This is a genomic window from Corynebacterium sp. S7 (assembly GCF_054401105.1).
In genome coordinates this window covers 1,536,339-1,554,386 of sequence record NZ_CM136760.1, presented here as the reverse complement: position 1 = coordinate 1,554,386, position 18,048 = coordinate 1,536,339, and the positions used below count along the sequence as shown (strand labels likewise).

Genomic DNA, 18,048 nt, shown 5'->3' with positions numbered 1-18,048 from the left:
ACGGCAAGGCATCACTTACTTTGAAAGGGCTTTCACATGCCAAACCTTGGTGCAACGGAAATCATCCTCATCCTCGTTGTTATCTTGCTTCTCTTCGGTGCAAAGAAGCTGCCTGACTTGGCGCGTTCCGTAGGTCGCTCCGCTCGCATCTTCAAGTCCGAAGTCAAGGAAATGAAGAACGAGGACGAAGTACAAAATCAGGGCCAGATCGCAGCAACGCAGCAGCCAGAGCAGGATTTCTGGGATCGCCCAGAAAACCAGCCAGGCCAGCAGGCGCAGGCACCTCAAGCCCCACAGGCGCAGGCACCTCAGCAGCAGCCTAACCAGCACCCACAGCAGAACCCTCAGAATTAAGTTTCGTGGCTGAGCAAAAAACCAGGAGCAAGAAGAGGAAAAAGAACCCAACCGGCACGATGGCCCTAAAGGAACACCTTGAGGAACTTCGTCGTCGTTTGATCATCTCCATGGTGGCAATTGGCATCGGCGCCATCATCGGCTTCATCTGGTATCAAAACGCGCCTTTTGGCATGATGTCACTCGGTGAAATCATTCGCCGACCTTATTGCAACCTGCCTCAAGATCTGCGAGTCTCCTTCGGCGAGAATGAGGAATGTCGCCTGCTGGCAACAAGCCCATTCGAAATGTTCATGCTTCGTTTGAAGGTTGGTGCACTTGCCGGCTTGGTGCTGTCTTCTCCGATTTGGCTGTCCCAGATCTGGTTCTTCATCACTCCCGGTTTGGTCCGCAAAGAGAAGCGCTACACCTTTATCTTCGTGGCTTTGGCCGTCACACTGTTCGTTGCAGGCGCACTGCTCGCGTACTTCATCTTGGATGTTGGTCTTGAGTTCCTGCTTTCGATGGGCGACCAGTTCCAAACAGCGTGGCTGACTGGTGATAAGTATTACAGTTTCGTCCTCGGACTCACGGTGATCTTTGGTGTCAGTTTCGAGGTCCCTCTGATCATCATCATGCTGAACATCATCGGTGTGCTCGAATATGAGCATGTCAAGGGCAAGCGCCGCATCATCATCGTTGTGATCTTCATCTTCGCAGCGTTCATGACACCAGGCCAGGACCCTTACTCGATGGTCATCCTGGCAATTGCAATCAACATCTTGGTTGAAATGGCCTTCCAGTTCTGTCGCATCAACGACAAACGCCGGGCGAAGTCGCGCCCCGATTGGATGGACCTTGACGACGATGCGTCTTCCGCACTCGGCGACGAAGAAAAGCCAGGCGGAATCTCAGCTCCACAACCAGTGGAGCGCGCAACGCCTATTTCAACGACTCCGGCTTCCAACCCACCTATTACAACCGCTAAGAAGGACCTCCCCTCGAGCGACTATTTTGACGATGTCCTCTAATGTAGGGGCATGACACTTACGCACTTGGATGAGTTCCGCGCTAGTCGGAAGTTTCCCCTCGATGAGTTTCAAATCGAGGGCTGCACCGCGGTCGAACAGGACCGCGGTGTTTTGGTGTGTGCCCCCACAGGTGCCGGAAAGACTATCGTCGGCGAGTTCGCGGTATCGCTGGCTCTGCACCGTGGGACAAAGTGCTTTTACACCACGCCGATTAAGGCCTTGAGCAACCAGAAGTACCACGACCTCGTCGAAGAGCATGGGGAAGAAGCAGTCGGGCTGCTTACCGGTGATGTCAGCATCAATGGTTCTGCGGAAATCGTCGTCATGACCACCGAGGTGCTGCGCAATATGATTTACGCGCAGTCGCCCACGCTAGATCGTTTAGCCTATGTGGTCATGGATGAAATCCACTACCTCGCCGACCGCGATCGCGGTGCTGTGTGGGAAGAAGTCATTCTCAACCTTGATGAGTCAGTTTCCATTATCGGTCTGTCCGCCACAGTGTCGAACTCCGAGGAGTTTGGCGAGTGGCTGACCACCGTGCGCGGTGATACCGCCGTCATCGTTTCGGAACACCGTCCGGTCCCGCTGAGCCAGTACATGATGGTGGGCAAGCAGATCTACCCGCTTTTCGAGCCCGGCGAAGACGGCCGAGTCAACCGGGAACTGGAGCGAAAGATTGCCCGCCTCGAGTCCGGTGTCGCTGAAGAAGGCCGGGATGATTATGAGCAAGGCAAGGGCTTCCGTGCCCGTTCGGCAGGAAGGCGCAGCGGTGCAGATCGGACCCAGGACCGTTTCCTGCCAACTGGCCGCCCCGAGGTGATTCGTGCTTTAGGTAGCAAGGACATGTTGCCGGCGATTGTGTTCATCTTCTCTCGCGCGGGCTGTGACGGTGCTTTGTTCCAGTGCGTGCGCTCGCGGATGCAGTTGACTACGCCTGAAGAGGCGGAAGAGATTAAGGCCATCGTCGATAAGGGCGTGGAAGGCATCCCCGCTGAAGACCTTGAGGTGCTGAACTTCCGTCAGCTCCGCACTGCATGGTCGCGGGGCTTTGCTGCGCACCACGCAGGTATGCTGCCGGGCTTCCGCCATATTGTCGAGGAGCTCTTCGTCAAGGGGCTGGTGCGCGCGGTGTTCGCCACCGAGACGCTGGCTCTGGGAATCAATATGCCGGCGCGCACCGTCGTGCTGGAAAAGTTGGTCAAATTCGATGGGGAAGCCCATGTTGATCTCACTCCCGGTCAGTACACGCAGTTGACTGGGCGTGCTGGCAGGCGTGGCATCGATGTGTTGGGCAACGCGGTGGTGCAGTGGGCGCCTGCGATGGACCCGCAGGCCGTAGCGGGGTTGGCCTCAACTCGGACGTATCCGCTCATTTCTACCTTCACACCTGGGTACAACATGGCCATCAACTTGCTGGCCATGAACGGTTACGACGATTCGCTACGCCTGATTGAGAAGTCTTTCGCCCAGTACCAAGCCGACGGCTCCGTCGTCGGTGAGGTCCGAGAAATCGAGCGGGCCCAGTCGAAGGTGAACAAGCTGCGCGCGCAGCTCGACAAAGATATTTCCTCCTTCGCGCCGACTTCCGACGATGCCGCAGACGAGCTAGTCGAGTACATGGAGCTGCGCCGCGAACTTTCGGAGGCAGAGAAGGACGCGAAGCGCTTCGCCGTCGACGACAGGCAACAGGAAACCGAGAAGATCCTTTCTCGCCTGCGCGTCGGTGACGTGATTGCCCTTCCTTCCAAGAAGCGGCCTGAGCTGGCAGCGGTGGTCGCCCCCGCAGGTAAGCAGCACGATCCGCGGCCGTGGATTACCACTGAGCGGGGCTGGTCGGGCCGCATCGACAGTGCTGCGTTCCGGAACCCGCCAGTGGTAGTTGGCCATATTAAGGTCCCTCGCCACGTCAGTGATCAACCGCGCAGGCATACGCGCCGGATCGTCGATCAACTGCACAAGGGGCAGTTCAACGCACCGAAGAAACTGAAAGAACAGGCTCGCGTGCGCCCGACGAAGCAGATGGTTGCGCTGCGTGAAGCCATCCGCGAGCATCCGGTGCATTCCTGGCCCGCGACGGACCGGGAGATGCTGGCCCGCGTTGCCAATGAGTTGGTTCGTGAGCAGAGCAAGCTAGACAAGCTGGAGGCCAGCGTTGATCGTGCCACCGATACTCTCGGCCGCCACTTCGAGCGCATTATCGGGTTGCTCACAGAGCTGAATTACGTGGACATCGTTGATGGCGAGGCACAGATCTCAGACGAAGGCGAGCGGCTGGCACAGATCCACAACTCTTCTGACCTATTCGTGGCTCAGTGCCTGCGCCGCGGCATTTGGAATGAGCTCGATCCGGCAGAGCTCGCCGGTGTGACCTCTTTGTGCGTGTTTGAAAACCGCAAGACAACGGGCGGATCGGCAGAGGCCGCGACCGATCGCATGGCTGACGCAATGAACGATACGATCCGGATCTACCAGGAGCTTATTGCCGACGAGCAACGCCACCAGCTGCCACTGACGCGCGAACCAGAGTCTGGATTCGCCTTGGCTATCCACCAATGGGCGGCCGGCGCACCGCTCGGGTATTGCCTCGCGGCGGCGAAAGAGTCCGGTGCGGAGCTCACCCCGGGCGATTTCGTGCGTTGGTGTCGCCAGGTGATCGATCTTCTCGAGCAGATTGCCAAGACCGGTTACACCGATGGGATCAAGCGTTCAGCGCGCTCCGCGGTCGGTGCGATTCGCCGTGGCGTAGTGGCTATCGGAGATTAAGGTGCCCGATCAGCGCAATCGTGGCTAGGTGAAGGTTGAGATTGAAGGGGTCTGTAATCATCGATTGCACACCCACAATCTTGCCGTCCACAAACACAGGCCCGCCGGAGTCGCCCTTAATTGCTGCATTAACGTTGAAGATCATCCCTCCACGGCGCACCGTCGTCTTCATATCCCGCGAGGTTGAGAAGGGAACAGGGAAGAGGTAGCGTCCCGCGCGGATCCGATAGGTACCGTCACGACGTTCCGTGCCACCCAAGCCCACCGTGGCCGTTGCTGCACCGAGTCTGGGCGCTGGGCCGAGTTCGGGGTAGGAGTCGTCGCCAAGCGAAATGCTTGTAGGCAGGGTCAAAAGGGCGACGTCGGTGCCCGAAAAAATCTTCTTGTCGGTGTAAATCAGTCGGCGCCCCGCGACCCAGACATAAGTGTTGTAGGTCTCTTCGCGGAAGAAGTGCGCGCAGGTGAGCACCGTATTTGGGGTGATCAGGGTGCCGGTGCAATAGCGATTGCCATTGGTAATCCGGACAAGTGTTGAGGTGAGCACGCCACCCAGACTACCCCGAAGTGGCAACGGGTCTACCATAATCTTTATGAGCACATCTATCGAGACCACCTTTCCCCAATCCCTGTACACGCAGCGCATCACGCGCGCCCAGGAGCTGTGCCAACAGCGCTCGCTCGCCGGCGTGATTGTGGGCACCGGCCCCGAGCTCGCCTATCTCACTGGCTCGTGGATTTCCTCCCACGAGCGGCTCACGGCGCTGACAATCCCAGCCACAGGCCGTCCGCGCCTGGTTGCGCCCATGACCGATATTGGCACACTTACGCTCGAGGGCGTGGACATTATCGGTTGGCAAGATGGCGACGCAGTCTACGAGCTCGCCGTCGCCCCGCTGGGCAGCGGTACGGTCGGGCTTGGCTCCTCGCTGACGGCCGATCACGTCTTCAGGTTGCAGTCGCTTCTCGACGAGAAAAGCACCGCGAAAAACTCGACTGTCCTGGCCACGGACGTACTCGCAGAGTTGTTCATGTCCAAAGATGCCGCCGAGCTGGATCAGCTTCGCTTCGCAGGCCGCGCCATTGACCGAGTGCATGCGCAGGTGCCGTCCCTGCTGCGTGCGGGCCGAACCGAGCGCGAAGTTGCTGCTGATCTGGAGCAACTGATCTTGGAAGAGCACGACGTGGTGGATTTCGTCATTGTCGGCTCTGGCCCAAATGGGTCCAACCCGCACCATTTGTTTTCTGACCGAGTGCTGGAAGAAGGCGACCCAGTGGTAGTTGATATCGGGGGCACCGTGGGCGTGGGCTATCACTCCGATTCCACGCGCACCTACCAGGTGGGAGAGGTAACAAACGAAGAGTTCCTGCGTGCTTATAGCGTGCTGCAGCGGGCGCAGCAGGCGGCGTGCGATGCGGTTCGCCCAGGTATTACCGCAGGTGAGCTGGATGCAGTGGCACGTGACATTATCACTGAGGCCGGTTTCGGGCAGTGGTTTACTCACCGCCTTGGCCACGGAATCGGCCTGGCAATGCACGAGGCCCCGTTCATAATTAAGGGCAGCGACGTGGAGATTCAGGAGGGGATGTCGTTTTCCATCGAGCCGGGAATTTATAAGCCAGGCGAGTGGGGAATAAGGATTGAGGACATTGTTGTTGTAACGTCTACAGCAGTAGAAAACTTAAACTTTCAAACAAAGGATCTTCAATGACCACTCAAGCACTCTTCGTCGGTCATGGCTCGCCAATGAACGCCATCGAAGACAACACCTTTACCCGCACGTGGGCCGAAATGGGCAAGACCATGGCGCCACGCGCCATCCTGTCTGTATCCGCCCACTGGTACACCCGCGGCACCGGCGTCACCGCCATGACCGATCCGAAAACCATCCACGATTTCTGGGGCTTTCCACCCGAGCTCAACGCAGTTGAATACCACGCGCCAGGTGACCCAGAGATCGCTGAACTGGTCTCCGACATTGCGAAGCCGACCATTGTCGAGCAAGATTTCAACTGGGGTCTCGATCACGGCACTTGGTCTGTGCTCAAGCACATGTTCCCAGAAGCAACCATCCCGGTGGTGCAGCTTTCTATCGACGGCACCAAACCTCTCGAGCACCACATCAACTTGGGCCAGAAGCTAGCCCGCCTGGCCGAAGAGAACAACGTGCTCATCGTTGGCTCTGGCAACGTCGTACACAACCTGTCCATGGTGCAATGGCAGGCAGGCGATACCGGCTTCGGCTGGGCCGACTCTTTCGATGAAGCTGCCGCTGAGCTCATGGCCACCGAGCCAGAGCGCCTAGCCGCCTTGGAATCGCATGAGGCCTACCAACGCGCCGTGCCCACTCCCGACCACTTCTTGCCTCTGGCCTATATCGCAGGTGCAGCCTCTGCGCTCAAGGACACCGAGGTGGGCGAATTTAACAAGCAGCGCACCATGGGTTCGCTGTCGATGACCGGTTTCACCGTTAACTCGACAAACTAAAGCAAAGTACCTCCCAGTACACTTGCGTGCACGAACTCTGGACCAATCTTGGTACTCGGCGGCACAAGCGATATCGGCATCGAAGTCGCCCAGCTCCTGTGCGCTGGGCGCGATGTCGTGCTGGCGGCGCGTCGCCCCGAGGCGCTCGAAGCCAACATTGAGCTGCTGCGCACGGCCGGAGCAACCAATGTCCGCTCGGTGGCTTTTGAGGCGACCGATCTCAACTCCCACCGAGACTTAATCCGCGATGCCCAGCCAACTACTGCCATTGTCAGCTTCGGAATTCTTGGCGACCAACAGCGCGCCGAGGTCGATGAGCACCACGCCGCAGAGATCGCCACGGTAGACTACCTCGCGCAGGTCTCTGTCCTTACCGTCCTAGCGGATGAAATGACTTCCGGTGACATCATCGCGTTTTCCTCGATTGCAGGCTGGCGCGCGCGGCGAGCGAACTATGTTTATGGCTCCACGAAAGCAGGCCTCGATGCTTTCTGCCAAGGCTTAGCAGATCGCCTCCACGGCACAAATCTCCGCTTAATCACGGCGCGCCCGGGCTTTGTCATCGGGTCGATGACCGAAGGAATGAAACCAGCAATCATGTCGGTGACTCCCGATGTCGTTGCTGAGCACGTTGTATCGGCGATGTCTAAGAAGGGCAGTCGCACTGTATGGATTCCCCGGCAGCTTCAGCTTCTGGCGTGGGTGATGAATCTCGTTCCTCGCCCCATCTGGCGCAAAATGCCCCGCTAGTACACCCAAAACTCTCAACATGCCCACAGCAACCCCCGGTAGATACTTAAGCAGCGGGGAAGGTAGTCTGGCACCATGCCTGTAGTGCTTGTATATGTGCTCGTCGAACTGATCGCGTTTATCGCTTTAGGTGCATGGATTGGATATGGTTGGGCCATCCTCGCCGCCGTCGGATTGATGCTGTTCGGTTCGCTTTTCGCTAGCATCTCCCTGCGCCGCACGTTGGCGTCCGCGAGCGCTCCTCAGGCGAACTCCGGTCGAATTGCAGGCGACACAGCTCTGATCATGGCGGGTTGGGTGCTTAGCTTGGTTCCCGGCCTTGTGTCGTCGATAATTGGGCTCTTGCTCGTCTTTGGTCCAACTCGCGCCATCATTCGTCGCAGTGCTGCTCGTCGATTGACTAGTGGGATCGAGGACTTCGGCGTGCGCATGTATCAGCAGTCTCCCATGGCTCAGCAGCACACGCAGTACGGTTCTTTCAGCGATGCGAGCGCACGACGCGAACATCCATCGCAGGGTTATACTCACCCCATGGATCGAAGTGATATCAATGACATGGTGATAGACGAAGAGGAAATCAAAGAATGGTCTAAGAGCGTTGACCCGGACGATTTCAAGGACGGTAAATGATCCTTCTCGCCCGGCTTCTTCTAGCCGCGGTTTCTGGGATCCTTGTTTACGTCTCCAATGAGCCTATCGGCTGGTGGGGCGGAGGCATCCTGGGGATCGCGCTCTTTTATGCCTCCCTCGTTCCATGGAAACAGCACCGTCCCTCAGCTTGGGCCGGTGCTTTACTCGGGTTTACCCACGCTCTGGTTCTTTACCTGTTCCTGCTGCCGTGGATCGGAGAGTTTGTAGGGAACCTGCCGTACATCGCACTCTCGATCGTCTTGGCACTCTATGCCCTCGCTACCGGCGCTTTCGGAGTCTTGATCGCGCGCAGAAAGTGGGGCTTTATCGCCTTTCCCTTCATCTACTTGGCCGTCGAATTCGCCCGTTCGTCCTTCCCCTTCGGCGGGTTCGCCTGGGTGCGCCTCGCCTGGGGCCAAATCAATGGCCCTCTCGCCGACCTCTCTCCGTGGGGCGGGCCGGCCTTGGTCACCCTCGCCACGGCAATCATCGGCTGTGGCATCGTAGGCCTTTTTACTTCACTACGTGGGGGAATCACCGCCATCGCAGTGCCACTCGTCCTTGCAGTCGGCGCCGGATTCTTCGTGAACAATCCCGATCACACCACGGGCGAGGTCACTGTTTCCGCAGTTCAGGGCAACGTCCCGCGCATGGGTCTTGACTTCAATGCGCAGCGCCGAGCCGTCCTGGCCAACCATGCGCGCGAAACTCATAAGCTCGCAGAGTCCGGCGAAGAGCCCGACCTTGTCATCTGGCCCGAAAATTCTTCTGACGTCAATCCGTTCACAGATCCACAAGCACGCTCGCTTATCGACGACGCCGTCGCCGCCATTGATGCCCCCGTCCTTGTAGGCACGATTACGCGCGACGAAGTGGGCGACAGAAACACGATGGTCGTGTTTGACCCAGAGACGGGCACAGGAGACCACCACAATAAGATCTACCTGCAGCCATTCGGCGAATATATGCCGATGCGTGACTTTTTAAGAATGTTCTCCGAGTACGTTGACCTTGCCGGAGACTTCAAACCGGGCGACGGCAACGGCACTGTGACTATGCGCGGGATTGTTGTCGGCATTGCAACCTGCTACGAAGTCATCTTCGATGCGGCATTCCGTGACGCTGTGCTCAATGGTGCGCAGATCCTGACCACGCCAACGAACAACGCTACTTTCGGCTTCACAGACATGACTTATCAGCAGCTGGCCATGAGCCGGATGCGAGCAATCGAGCTTGACCGGGCGGTTGTCGTTGCGGCAACGTCTGGTGTCTCAGCGATCGTGCACCCAGATGGGACAGTCTCCCAGGAAACTGGAATGTTTGAGGCGGGCACCCTGACAGAGACGTTGCCACTGCGTGATTCTGTCACCTTTTCTGCACGATACGGTCAAATAATTGAATGGATTCTCGTTGCTATGGGCGTATTATTGATGTTTGCATCGGTCGTCTTACGCAAGCGCAGGTAAGCTCATGCGTAGATCACACCACCCGAAATAAAAGGAGCCCGGAACGTTGTCCAAGGTTAGTGACTCAACGCTGGTAATCATCCCCACCTATAACGAGGTAGAGAACCTCCCACTTATCGTGGGCCGTGTGCGTAAGTCCACTCCGCAGGTGGATATCTTGGTGGTCGACGATAGCTCCCCCGATGGGACGGGCGAAAAGGCAGACGAACTAGCCGCGCAGGATGACAGCATCAATGTGCTGCACCGTGAAACCAAAGACGGTCTCCTTGGCGCGTACATCGCTGGCTTCGAGTGGGGCCTGGAAAAGGGCTACGAAGTCCTAGTTCAAATGGATGCGGACGGCTCCCATGCTCCTGAGCAACTTCACCTCCTGCTTGAGCAGATCGACGATGGCGCCGACCTCGTTATCGGCTCCCGTTACGTCGAGGGTGGCAAGGTTGTGAACTGGCCAAAGCAGCGTTACCTTTTGTCCAAGGGTGGCAATCTGTACATTTCTCTCGCCCTCACCGGCGATATTAAGGACATGACGGCTGGATACCGCGCGATTCGTCGCGAAGTGTTTGAAACCATCGATGTACACGAGCTCTCCAACAAGGGCTACATCTTCCAGACTGAGTTTGCGTTCCGCGCAATCCAGCAGGATTTTGATGTACGCGAGGTTCCCATCACGTTCACCGAGCGCGAGCTGGGTGAGTCGAAGCTGGACGCAAGCTTTGCGGGTGAATCCCTTGTCGAGGTCACCAAGTGGGGTGTCGAACATCGCCTGAGCCAGTTCAAGGAAGCCGCCTCTTATGCCGGCAGTCTCTTGGGCCACGAGCTGAAGAATTCGAAGTTGGCAGAGGCTCCGAAAAAACTCCGCGAAGGTGTCGAACAGGTTACCGGAATGGTCTCTGAGCTAGGAAAGCTGGGAAAGCACGAAATTCAGAACTCGAAGCTGGCAGAGGTTCCTACCAAGGTGAAGGAAGGCACGAACCAGGTTACGGGGCTAGTATCCGAAGGCGCCAAGCTGCTGGACCACGAAGTCAAGCACGCCCGCGGCGAAGTCTAAGCCTGAGTTTTCACCCGAGAGGAAGACACCATGACTGACTCAGCACCTCGTTCCATCATGCCGGCTCGGTTGCCCAAAGGTCCTGCCGAGCGAACCCAGTACTCCTATGGGGTTCGAGCCGGTGACTTCCTTTATATCTCCGGAATGGTCGCATTCGATGAGGACGCGAACATCGTCGGAGAAGGCGACATCGAAGCTCAAACGGAGCAAGTCTTTCAGAACCTACAGGCCGTGGTCGAGGAAGCCGGAGGCTTCATTCACAACATCATCTCCACCACGACCTACCTCGTCGACGTGACTCACGCGCCGGTGGTCAACATTGCTCGGGGCCGCTATTTTACCGGCCCCGTGCTACCAACGCATACGGTTGTTGGTGTTGCGGCGTTGGCTCGGCCTCAATTCCTTGTGGAGATCTCCGCTGTTGCCTATCTAGGCAAATAGTCCTCAGAACAAAAAGTTAAGCACCCAGACTCCGACAAGTCTGGGTGCTTAACTTTTATCTTTGCGCTTACTTAGCTTTCGCCCTGCTGTTCCTTTGCCAAGCGAGCAGCGCTGCGACGACGCTTACGCAGGCTCTCAAGGCGCTCTTCAAGAAGAACATCAAGCTCTTCGATCGTGCGACGCTCACGCAGCATGTCCCAGTGGGTGCGAGGTGGCTTGGTTGGCTTTGACTCAACGCCTTCACCCTCAATGAGGGTGCCCATCTGGCCGTTCTTGCACATCCATTCTTCTGGAATCTCCGCGTCATCAGCGAATGGAACATCAAAGATTTCGCCTGATGGGGTCTGGTACTTCACCATCTGGCGTGGGGCGAGGTCATGGTCGCGGTCAGTTTCGTAGCTGACTGCACCCATGCGGCTTCCGCGCAATACGCGATCTGCCATGTAGCATCCATCCCTTCAATTCAAAATGCCCTATAAGGGGGGCACCAATACCGTTCTTCCCATTATAACGACCAACACATTTAGTTTGTTCCACGGGTGGACTAGTATATGAAGCCGTGACTGTTCACATTGAGCCAAAAAGCCCCACCTGCCTGTGGTGCGGCCGCGAATTGGCTCAGCAAAAGGGGAGAGGCCGTCGTCGGAAATACTGCAGTGCCACCTGTAAGCAACGTGCCTACGAGCAGCGTAATAACATTTCAGGAACTCCCATTCCCCAAGATGCAGTGATCATGCGCCCGGAAAAGGCAGACGATCTCCGCGACAATCTTTATGCACTTCGCTGCGCCGCGGAAGATATTGCTACAGCGTCCAGAGAAGGCGCGGATCCGGATGAGATAAACGTGCTGTGTGATGAATTAGTCACTATGGCCACAGAGATTGAAAGATTGAGAGATTGAGGTAGGCGTGCAGAAAAGATCAAAGACAACCAATGTCTTGTTGGTTCTCGCCGTAGTCGTGATCTTGGCACTAGCCGCGTTTGCGTTGTTCCCAATGGTATACACGCTGGCAATGGGGACTGGTGTAAAGACTGAGGGCGTCAATATTCAAAGGACGCAGCCTGCAACCGTTGAGGTTGATGGGGAATGGGATGTAAGTGCAGCACCCGGGCCGAATTCTTCTTCCGCCGGGTTTACCTTTTATGAGGTTCTGCCTGCAGAGCGCAAGGTTACCTCGGGTTCGACAACTGGAGTCAGTGGCAACGTAACCATCGAAGGTGGCCAGGTAAAGGCCGGGGAAATCGTCGTCGACATGACTAATATCGTCACAGACAGGGATGTCCGTGACGTAAATGTGCGCCAGAAGATCCTCCACACAGATCAGTATCCGGAGTCATCCTTCGTATTGACTAAGCCTGCGGATGTGTCGAACCTTCCTGACGATGGTACGGCCGGCAGCGTGGAGCTCACCGGTGATCTCACCATCCATGGAACAACCAAGGAAATCACCCAAACGTTCGACGTGGTGCGTTCCGGGCGGGACATCATCGTTGCCGGAAACATTCCAATCAATCGAAACGACTACGGCGTGGAGTCGCCAGAATTTGTTGCCGCGAAGATTGCTGAAGAAGGCGAAGTTAATCTGCGCATCAACCTGGCGCAAGCGTCGGGCTAAATTAGCACCTGAAGGAGAATTCCGTTGGCTCAGAAAATGATCCCAGCCATCTGGGTACGCTTGATCGTGGTTATTTTGTTTACGATCTTCGTCGCCTGGCAAGGAATGTGGCTAATTGCTGCCATCGGCGTGTTTTTGGCCGTGCTGTCGGCATATCAGCTGTATAAGGCTTACCAAGAGTCGAACAGGAGTCCCAAGTAATTACGTCACACTGACGTAATTAGGGGCTTAGCCCTGTAATAACAGTTGTCCGATAATGTACATTATGTCAACTAACTTTGTTTGGGCGGTACCTCAGGCTCATATTGCTGAGCCAGTGGCGCGTACTCCTCCCAGACAATCTCGGTGACGTCCCCTCCCGCCATCGCCACCTTCCAGCGATCCAGATAGAATTCCCAACCCGCGCCAACATCTGCGGCCATCGACTCGAATCCAACAATGTCCTGAATGAATTCAAGTTCCGTGCGATCCTCACCGCGAGCCGCAAACTTCAGCACCAGCGACCACGGAGCGCCATTCGGATCGTAGATGGATACGTCGAGAAGGTCCGGAGCCTCACAGCGATTAATCGCCACCTTGCCCGGTTGATCAGGGGCCTCAACCATGGCCAGCTCGATCTCGCCCGAGGCCGGGTCACCCGTAAACGCCCCATAGAAAGTCACCAGCGTGTCTGAAGTAGTCAGAAAGTCCCATACCTCTTGCTGCGGATAATCAAATTCAACCGGAATGATGAGGGCGCCGTTTTCAATACGGCCGACTTTGTTTCGTGGCATGCCCCAAGGGTACTCATAAAAATCTGGCTAGAATGAGTACCCGTGAGTACTTTACATAACGTGGTGCCGCTGCTGAGCGAGCTCATCCAGATCGACACCGTCTCCGGCCAAGCTTCGGCCCAGCGAGAGCTACAGCGCCTCGTCGCGAAGTTCTTAAACGAACGCGGCACCTATCTGCACCGCGAAGGCGGCACCACCTACCCATGGACTCTCCTTTCTACTGACCGCAACCCAGAGGTGCTCTTTGCGTGCCACGTGGATGTCGTCCCGCCGGGCAACGTGGCCTCCTGGTCGCGGGACCCCTTCTCCGGTGCCATCGAGGCGGACAGGATCTACGGGCGTGGCAGCGTGGATATGAAAGGTGGCATCGCGGCGGCCATCGCAGCGCTGATTTATGCCCATGAACAGGGATTTTCTGCCGGTCTCCTGCTCACTGCCGACGAGGAAATCGGCATCCTGGGCGCCTCCGATGCTGCCCCAGAGCTCCCTATTTCGGACCCGAAGCTGGTCATTATCCCGGAACCCACCAACAACGAATATTCTCTGGGCCACCGCGGAGCGAACTGGTTCCGTATCAAGGCCACCGGTGTCCCCGCGCACGCCTCTACGCCTGAGAAGGGAATCAACGCGATTGAGCTGTTGTGCGAAAGGATCGTCGCTAGGCTTGGGGAGTTTCCAGCGCGTCACGACGATTACCTAGGCTCCGACACCATCAGCTTGGGGCAAATTTCTGGCGGAACTTCCCCGAACATTGTTCCCGAATCCGCCGAGCTCGTCCTAGATATTCGCACCGTTGGTAGCGCGCAGCCTTTCAAAGACTGGCTGGTTGAGCTATGTGGCGACGATGGGCACCTCTCCATAGAAACAGAGGCGGATCTGCCTCCCCTCACTCCTCACGATACGCTGCCCCTTTTGGCTTCTCACACCGATGCAGGCCCACAGACCTATGTCACCGACGGGGCCGTCTTGAACACGCGCTTCCCCACCGCCACGGTGGTCATTTGGGGCCCAGGTGAGCGATCCCAGATGCATGCAGTGGATGAATCGCTGGATCTCAAAATGCTCGAGGATGCAATAGCGAACTATCAGGAATTGTTACGTGACATGAATTAAGCTGTCCGTCTAAACTGGCGCGCATGACTGCACAATTTACCCCTTATCGCCGTTTCCCAGGTACCGCTGCCCAAGCAATGGAGCTGTACAAGTCCATCTTCGGTGCGGAACTCCAACTCATGAAGTTCGACCAAGTCCATACCGCCGAAGAAGTCGGCGGCGCCGAGAACCTTGACCTAGTCATGCACGCAGAACTGCATGTCAACGGCGAGCCCATCCTCTTTGCCTCCGACTCCCCAGACACGCAAGAACTCACCCCTGGAAACGACACTCCAGTTGCTATTACCGGCGGCGCCGAGGATCTCGCGCAGATTAAGGGTTGGTGGGACCAACTCAGCGCAGAGTCCGACATCTTGATGCCCTTTAGCCCGGTCCCTTGGGGCGCTTCCTTCGGCATGCTGAAGGATCAATTCGGCACCCACTGGTTCTTCAACGTTGGCAACTAACCCGGCTACAAAGGGCTAGCGCCTGCCACCTCGGTGGCGGTGCGTCAGCGTGAACTGCACAACGTTAATCATTCCCAGCGCAGCCAGGGCTTCGCGCAGCGAGAGCTGCCAGATCCACAAGCGCCGATAAACCACGTCGAAGCCATCGGCCGCAGCCTCGCGTAACTGGCCCGTAAACATCTTCTTTTGCAGCCGCAGCGTCGCCTCGAGGTGCTTCGGAGCGTGGACCTCCCCGATCACGCGCAGGCCAGTTCGCTTATCGACGAGCTGCCGGAAACCTTCTACCGTGGGATAATCCAAGGCTGGCCACACATAGGCCCGCAGGGACTCTAATGAAGCTGTGCCTGCCTGATTCATGTGCTCCGTGGCCACGATCGACTGCATTGCTACGCGCCCGCCAGGTGCCAGTAGCCGATCGATGGCAGCTAGATAACCAGGCCTGAGAGAGGTTGGCAGTGTTTCCAACTTCTCAAAGCTAGCAATCCCGTCGTAGCGTCCATGCCACGAGCCAGGGTTCAACGAAGAGTCGTCGAGAAGCTCTGTGTGCACTGCCTCCGACACCCCGGCGAACGTGAACCTTTCTTTGATCGCTGCTGCGACCGCCGGATCTGTGGTAACAGTGTCTATCGTCGCACTGTGCTGAGCTGCGGAAATGGCAAATGCCCCGCCAGCAGAGGGGTACTCCAGGACGTGGCTGCCCGGACCGACGGAGAGTGTTTCCAGCATTGCTTCAACGCTGCGTTGTTGGGCATCACCTAAGTCGGCGCGCTCTACGTCGACGGGCTCGCTGATCTCGGTGACGTCGATGAAGTGCGTGGCGGGCTCGTTGCCCCGACCAGCCCCTTTCACGTGAGACTCGGCCTTAATGCGCTCAGTTGTGGGCACACCTGTGGCGAAGCGGCCAGCGAAAGAACTCATACCGTCGCCTGAGTAGCGGGCCACAAGCTCCGGCGGGATCTCTCCACCGACGAAAGTGTTATTGGGATGCACTCGAGTAGTCTTTGGCCGGTAGTTCACGGAGAGCAAAGCTTGAAGGATTCTTGCCAGATCGTCAGGAGTTTCCGTCTGCCACTCTCCTGCCAAATATCCCTCGGCCAAGCCAACCCAACCGCCGTCGGCGAGCCGATTGAAAAGCTCGGGATACTCGATAATAAGGTCCGGCGTGGAATTTGGTTCCTCGGCGCTAAGGTTGAGCCCAGCGTTTGCCGTGGCGCGAGCGAATCGCGCCTCTGCAAGGCGGCTTCGCAGTGACATCCCAAAACCATCGGGGACCGACGCGACGCCGGGCCACATATCAGTATCGACAGCACGGGTATGGGGAGGGTTGATCACGCAACTACCATATACCGGTTGATTCATAATTTTTGGCAGGCGCGTGGGTCGCAATTAAACCGTATGAGCGTATGATTAACCGCTGTACGGGTCAGCGCAAGTTTAAACCAATAGCTAAACTGGCATGTGGCCTGAATATACCCGGAGCAATAATTAAAACAAGGAGTGTCACATTGTCTGACAAGCCATACCGGCCAGCTGGTAGCCGCCATCACGTTATTATCATTGGTTCTGGCTTTGGTGGTCTTTTTGCCGCCCAAAAGCTCGCTGATGCCGAGGTCGATGTAACCCTGATTTCCCGCAGCAACCACCACCTTTTCCAGCCACTGCTTTACCAGGTGGCTACCGGTATCCTGTCCTCCGGTGAAATTGCCGGTTCGACTCGTCAGATTCTGGCTAAGCAGCAGAACGCTTCCGTAGTCAAGGGCGATGTCAGCGATATCGATGTCAAGGCGAAGACTGTCACAGTTGATCTGCCTTCCCGTGCTCAAAAGTACGAGTACGATTCCTTGATCGTAGCTGCAGGTGCCGGTCAGTCTTACTTCGGAAATGACCACTTCGCAGAGTTCGCTCCGGGTCTGAAAACTTTGGACAATGCTCTCGAGCTGCGCGCTCGTATCCTCGGTGCTTTCGAGCGTGCTGAGGTTGCAGAATCTCCAGAAGAGGTGGAGCGTCTGCTCACCTTCGTGATCGTCGGTGCTGGCCCTACCGGTGTTGAGATGGCTGGTCAGATTGCCGAGATGGCAACCCGCAGCTTCAAGAACAACTACTCCAACTTCGAGCCTTCCCAGGCGAAGGTAATCCTCCTTGATGGCGCGCCTCAGGTGCTGCCTCCGTTTGGTAAGCGCCTTGGTCGCAATGCTCAGCGCCAGCTGGAGAAGCTTGGTGTGACCGTTCGCCTGAACGCCATGGTGACCAACGTCGACGAAGAGACTGTGACCTTCAAGGACACCAAGACCAACGAGGAAACCAACATCTACTCGCGTACCAAGATTTGGTCCGCTGGTGTGGCCGCTTCCCCACTTGGCAAGATCATTGCTGACCAGACCGGCCTTGAAGTTGACCGCGCAGGCCGCGTTCCCGTCAACCCAGACCTCTCCGTTGGCGAAGAGCGCAACGTCTTCGTCGTCGGTGACATGATGGGCCTTGACCGCCTTCCAGGTGTTGCTCAGGTGGCAATCCAGGGTGGCGAGTATGCAGCACAAGTGATCAAGGAGCAGGTCGAGGAAGACAAGACTCCAGATCAGCGCGAGCCTTTCAAGTACTTTGACAAGGGCTCCATGGCAATTGTCTCCCGCTTCTCCGCTGTGGTGAAGATGGGCAAGGTTGAGGTCACCGGCTTCCTTGGCTGGATCATGTGGCTGGTTGTTCACGTGATGTTCCTGGTGGGCTTCCGTAACCGTTTGGTCTCCATGTTCACGTGGGGCCTGAACGCATTGTCGCCTCGCCGCTACAACCTGGCTACTACTTCCCAGCAGATGCACGGCCGCACCGGTTTCTTGAAGCTGAAGCGCTCCGTGGCTGACTCTGAGCACGAGCTTGAAGAACTGCGCGAAACTCAGAAGTTCGGCGAGTAATTAGCGCGAAAAGTAACATTAAAAGTTACCTGCGCCACTAAAAGCAATATCACTGCCCGGCCTACCGTTCATTCGGTGGACCGGGCTTTGTCATGGGGCTACAGTGGGATATATCAGTTAATAGGTCTACCAGTGATTATGGTCACTCCATTAAGGCCATCACAAAAAGGTATCACCTATATAATTGTAATTAACGAGGCGGGCGCGCTCGGCGTTGTTTGGATAGATGAGCGTGTGCTCC

At 56.9% G+C, this 18,048-nt stretch carries 20 protein-coding genes; 16 read left to right on the top strand and 4 right to left on the bottom strand.

All coding sequences use genetic code 11. The annotated features are described in order from the left end of the window. The first annotated feature begins 36 nt into the window (after nt 1-36). Genes tatA through ACXZ66_RS07460 form a run of 3 tightly spaced genes read left to right on the top strand, consistent with a single transcriptional unit; the run spans nt 37 to nt 4,130 of the window. A complete protein-coding gene (gene tatA / locus ACXZ66_RS07470; protein WP_458747823.1) occupies nt 37-354 on the top strand; it encodes a Sec-independent protein translocase subunit TatA in 318 nt (105 codons plus the stop codon). A 59-nt stretch (nt 355-413) separates the two neighbouring features. After that, on the top strand, nt 414-1,364 hold the full coding sequence (gene tatC / locus ACXZ66_RS07465) for a twin-arginine translocase subunit TatC (protein WP_458751320.1): 951 nt from the start codon (nt 414-416) through the stop codon (nt 1,362-1,364). 9 nt (nt 1,365-1,373) lie between these two features. Continuing rightward, nucleotides 1,374-4,130 (top strand): DEAD/DEAH box helicase, encoded by a 2,757-nt coding sequence (locus tag ACXZ66_RS07460; protein WP_458747821.1) that lies wholly within the window; start codon nt 1,374-1,376, stop codon nt 4,128-4,130. On the opposite strand, the gene ACXZ66_RS07455 is transcribed toward ACXZ66_RS07460, so the two are convergent. Next, nucleotides 4,117-4,674 (bottom strand): trypsin-like serine protease, encoded by a 558-nt coding sequence (locus tag ACXZ66_RS07455; RefSeq protein WP_458747819.1) that lies wholly within the window; start codon nt 4,672-4,674, stop codon nt 4,117-4,119. The genes ACXZ66_RS07460 and ACXZ66_RS07455 overlap by 14 nt on opposite strands. Nucleotides 4,675-4,720: 46 nt before the next feature. Here ACXZ66_RS07455 and ACXZ66_RS07450 point away from each other — a divergent pair, with 46 nt between their 5' ends. The 7 genes from ACXZ66_RS07450 (at nt 4,721) to ACXZ66_RS07420 (ending at nt 10,950) form a co-directional block, all read left to right on the top strand. Then, nucleotides 4,721-5,839, top strand: coding sequence for a M24 family metallopeptidase (locus ACXZ66_RS07450; protein WP_458747817.1), 1,119 nt, complete (start codon nt 4,721-4,723; stop codon nt 5,837-5,839). Further along, nucleotides 5,836-6,615: a 4,5-DOPA-extradiol-dioxygenase gene (ygiD, locus tag ACXZ66_RS07445; protein WP_458747815.1), complete on the top strand. Its 780-nt coding sequence runs from the start codon at nt 5,836-5,838 to the stop codon at nt 6,613-6,615. Before ACXZ66_RS07450 ends, ygiD begins: the two co-directional genes overlap by 4 nt. 45 nt (nt 6,616-6,660) lie before the next feature. Next, on the top strand, nt 6,661-7,365 hold the full coding sequence (locus tag ACXZ66_RS07440; protein ID WP_458751318.1) for an SDR family oxidoreductase: 705 nt from the start codon (nt 6,661-6,663) through the stop codon (nt 7,363-7,365). A 75-nt stretch (nt 7,366-7,440) separates the two neighbouring features. Beyond that, complete coding sequence (locus ACXZ66_RS07435; RefSeq protein ID WP_458747813.1) at nt 7,441-7,995, top strand: FxsA family protein; 555 nt, start codon at nt 7,441-7,443, stop codon at nt 7,993-7,995. Then, nucleotides 7,992-9,461 carry an apolipoprotein N-acyltransferase gene (gene lnt, locus ACXZ66_RS07430; protein ID WP_458747811.1) on the top strand — a complete coding sequence of 490 codons (1,470 nt, stop codon included), beginning with the start codon at nt 7,992-7,994 and terminating at the stop codon, nt 9,459-9,461. Before ACXZ66_RS07435 ends, lnt begins: the two co-directional genes overlap by 4 nt. A 46-nt stretch (nt 9,462-9,507) precedes the next feature. After that, the gene (locus tag ACXZ66_RS07425) at nt 9,508-10,509 is read left to right on the top strand and encodes a polyprenol monophosphomannose synthase (RefSeq protein ID WP_458747809.1); all 1,002 of its coding nucleotides are present in this window, start codon (nt 9,508-9,510) and stop codon (nt 10,507-10,509) included. 30 nt (nt 10,510-10,539) lie between these two features. Beyond that, complete coding sequence (locus ACXZ66_RS07420) at nt 10,540-10,950, top strand: RidA family protein (protein WP_458747807.1); 411 nt, start codon at nt 10,540-10,542, stop codon at nt 10,948-10,950. A 71-nt stretch (nt 10,951-11,021) separates the two neighbouring features. Here the strand turns inward: ACXZ66_RS07420 and ACXZ66_RS07415 are convergent, their stop codons facing one another. Next, nucleotides 11,022-11,393 carry an RNA polymerase-binding protein RbpA gene (locus ACXZ66_RS07415; protein ID WP_458747806.1) on the bottom strand — a complete coding sequence of 124 codons (372 nt, stop codon included), beginning with the start codon at nt 11,391-11,393 and terminating at the stop codon, nt 11,022-11,024. Nucleotides 11,394-11,509: 116 nt separating this feature from the next. Here ACXZ66_RS07415 and ACXZ66_RS07410 point away from each other — a divergent pair, with 116 nt between their 5' ends. From ACXZ66_RS07410 to ACXZ66_RS07400, 3 genes are read left to right on the top strand one after another with little or no spacing between them, the layout of a single operon-like run. Next, nucleotides 11,510-11,851, top strand: a complete 342-nt coding sequence (locus tag ACXZ66_RS07410) for a hypothetical protein (protein ID WP_458747805.1) — start codon at nt 11,510-11,512, stop codon at nt 11,849-11,851. 7 nt (nt 11,852-11,858) lie between these two features. Further along, on the top strand, nt 11,859-12,566 hold the full coding sequence (locus ACXZ66_RS07405) for a YceI family protein (protein ID WP_458747804.1): 708 nt from the start codon (nt 11,859-11,861) through the stop codon (nt 12,564-12,566). A 24-nt stretch (nt 12,567-12,590) separates the two neighbouring features. Further along, nucleotides 12,591-12,767 carry a hypothetical protein gene (locus ACXZ66_RS07400; protein WP_458747803.1) on the top strand — a complete coding sequence of 59 codons (177 nt, stop codon included), beginning with the start codon at nt 12,591-12,593 and terminating at the stop codon, nt 12,765-12,767. Between the two features lie 71 nt (nt 12,768-12,838). On the opposite strand, the gene ACXZ66_RS07395 is transcribed toward ACXZ66_RS07400, so the two are convergent. Beyond that, nucleotides 12,839-13,339 carry an SRPBCC family protein gene (locus tag ACXZ66_RS07395; RefSeq protein WP_458747801.1) on the bottom strand — a complete coding sequence of 167 codons (501 nt, stop codon included), beginning with the start codon at nt 13,337-13,339 and terminating at the stop codon, nt 12,839-12,841. Between the two features lie 42 nt (nt 13,340-13,381). Between ACXZ66_RS07395 and ACXZ66_RS07390 the strand changes: the two genes are divergently transcribed. Next, nucleotides 13,382-14,452 (top strand): M20 family metallopeptidase, encoded by a 1,071-nt coding sequence (locus ACXZ66_RS07390; RefSeq protein ID WP_458747800.1) that lies wholly within the window; start codon nt 13,382-13,384, stop codon nt 14,450-14,452. Between the two features lie 23 nt (nt 14,453-14,475). Then, entirely contained in the window at nt 14,476-14,898 is a 423-nt protein-coding gene (locus tag ACXZ66_RS07385) for a VOC family protein (RefSeq protein ID WP_458747799.1), read from the top strand. Nucleotides 14,899-14,913: 15 nt separating this feature from the next. Here ACXZ66_RS07385 and ACXZ66_RS07380 read toward each other — a convergent pair whose 3' ends face one another. Continuing rightward, nucleotides 14,914-16,257 (bottom strand): SAM-dependent methyltransferase, encoded by a 1,344-nt coding sequence (locus tag ACXZ66_RS07380; RefSeq protein ID WP_458747798.1) that lies wholly within the window; start codon nt 16,255-16,257, stop codon nt 14,914-14,916. 146 nt (nt 16,258-16,403) lie between these two features. Here ACXZ66_RS07380 and ACXZ66_RS07375 point away from each other — a divergent pair, with 146 nt between their 5' ends. After that, entirely contained in the window at nt 16,404-17,807 is a 1,404-nt protein-coding gene (locus ACXZ66_RS07375; protein ID WP_458747797.1) for an NAD(P)/FAD-dependent oxidoreductase, read from the top strand. The last annotated feature ends 241 nt before the right edge of the window (nt 17,808-18,048 follow it).

What these genes read in the sequence shown, in the direction of transcription:
- tatA (WP_458747823.1), top strand. Translation starts at nt 37, where the DNA reads ATGCCAAACCTTGGTGCAACGGAAATCATCCTCATCCTCGTTGTTATC.
- tatC (WP_458751320.1), top strand. Translation starts at nt 414, where the DNA reads ATGGCCCTAAAGGAACACCTTGAGGAACTTCGTCGTCGTTTGATCATC.
- ACXZ66_RS07460 (WP_458747821.1), top strand. Translation starts at nt 1,374, where the DNA reads ATGACACTTACGCACTTGGATGAGTTCCGCGCTAGTCGGAAGTTTCCC.
- ACXZ66_RS07450 (WP_458747817.1), top strand. Translation starts at nt 4,721, where the DNA reads ATGAGCACATCTATCGAGACCACCTTTCCCCAATCCCTGTACACGCAG.
- ygiD (WP_458747815.1), top strand. Translation starts at nt 5,836, where the DNA reads ATGACCACTCAAGCACTCTTCGTCGGTCATGGCTCGCCAATGAACGCC.
- ACXZ66_RS07435 (WP_458747813.1), top strand. Translation starts at nt 7,441, where the DNA reads ATGCCTGTAGTGCTTGTATATGTGCTCGTCGAACTGATCGCGTTTATC.
- lnt (WP_458747811.1), top strand. Translation starts at nt 7,992, where the DNA reads ATGATCCTTCTCGCCCGGCTTCTTCTAGCCGCGGTTTCTGGGATCCTT.
- ACXZ66_RS07420 (WP_458747807.1), top strand. Translation starts at nt 10,540, where the DNA reads ATGACTGACTCAGCACCTCGTTCCATCATGCCGGCTCGGTTGCCCAAA.
- ACXZ66_RS07415 (WP_458747806.1), bottom strand. Translation starts at nt 11,393, where the DNA reads ATGGCAGATCGCGTATTGCGCGGAAGCCGCATGGGTGCAGTCAGCTAC.
- ACXZ66_RS07395 (WP_458747801.1), bottom strand. Translation starts at nt 13,339, where the DNA reads ATGCCACGAAACAAAGTCGGCCGTATTGAAAACGGCGCCCTCATCATT.
- ACXZ66_RS07385 (WP_458747799.1), top strand. Translation starts at nt 14,476, where the DNA reads ATGACTGCACAATTTACCCCTTATCGCCGTTTCCCAGGTACCGCTGCC.
- ACXZ66_RS07380 (WP_458747798.1), bottom strand. Translation starts at nt 16,257, where the DNA reads ATGAATCAACCGGTATATGGTAGTTGCGTGATCAACCCTCCCCATACC.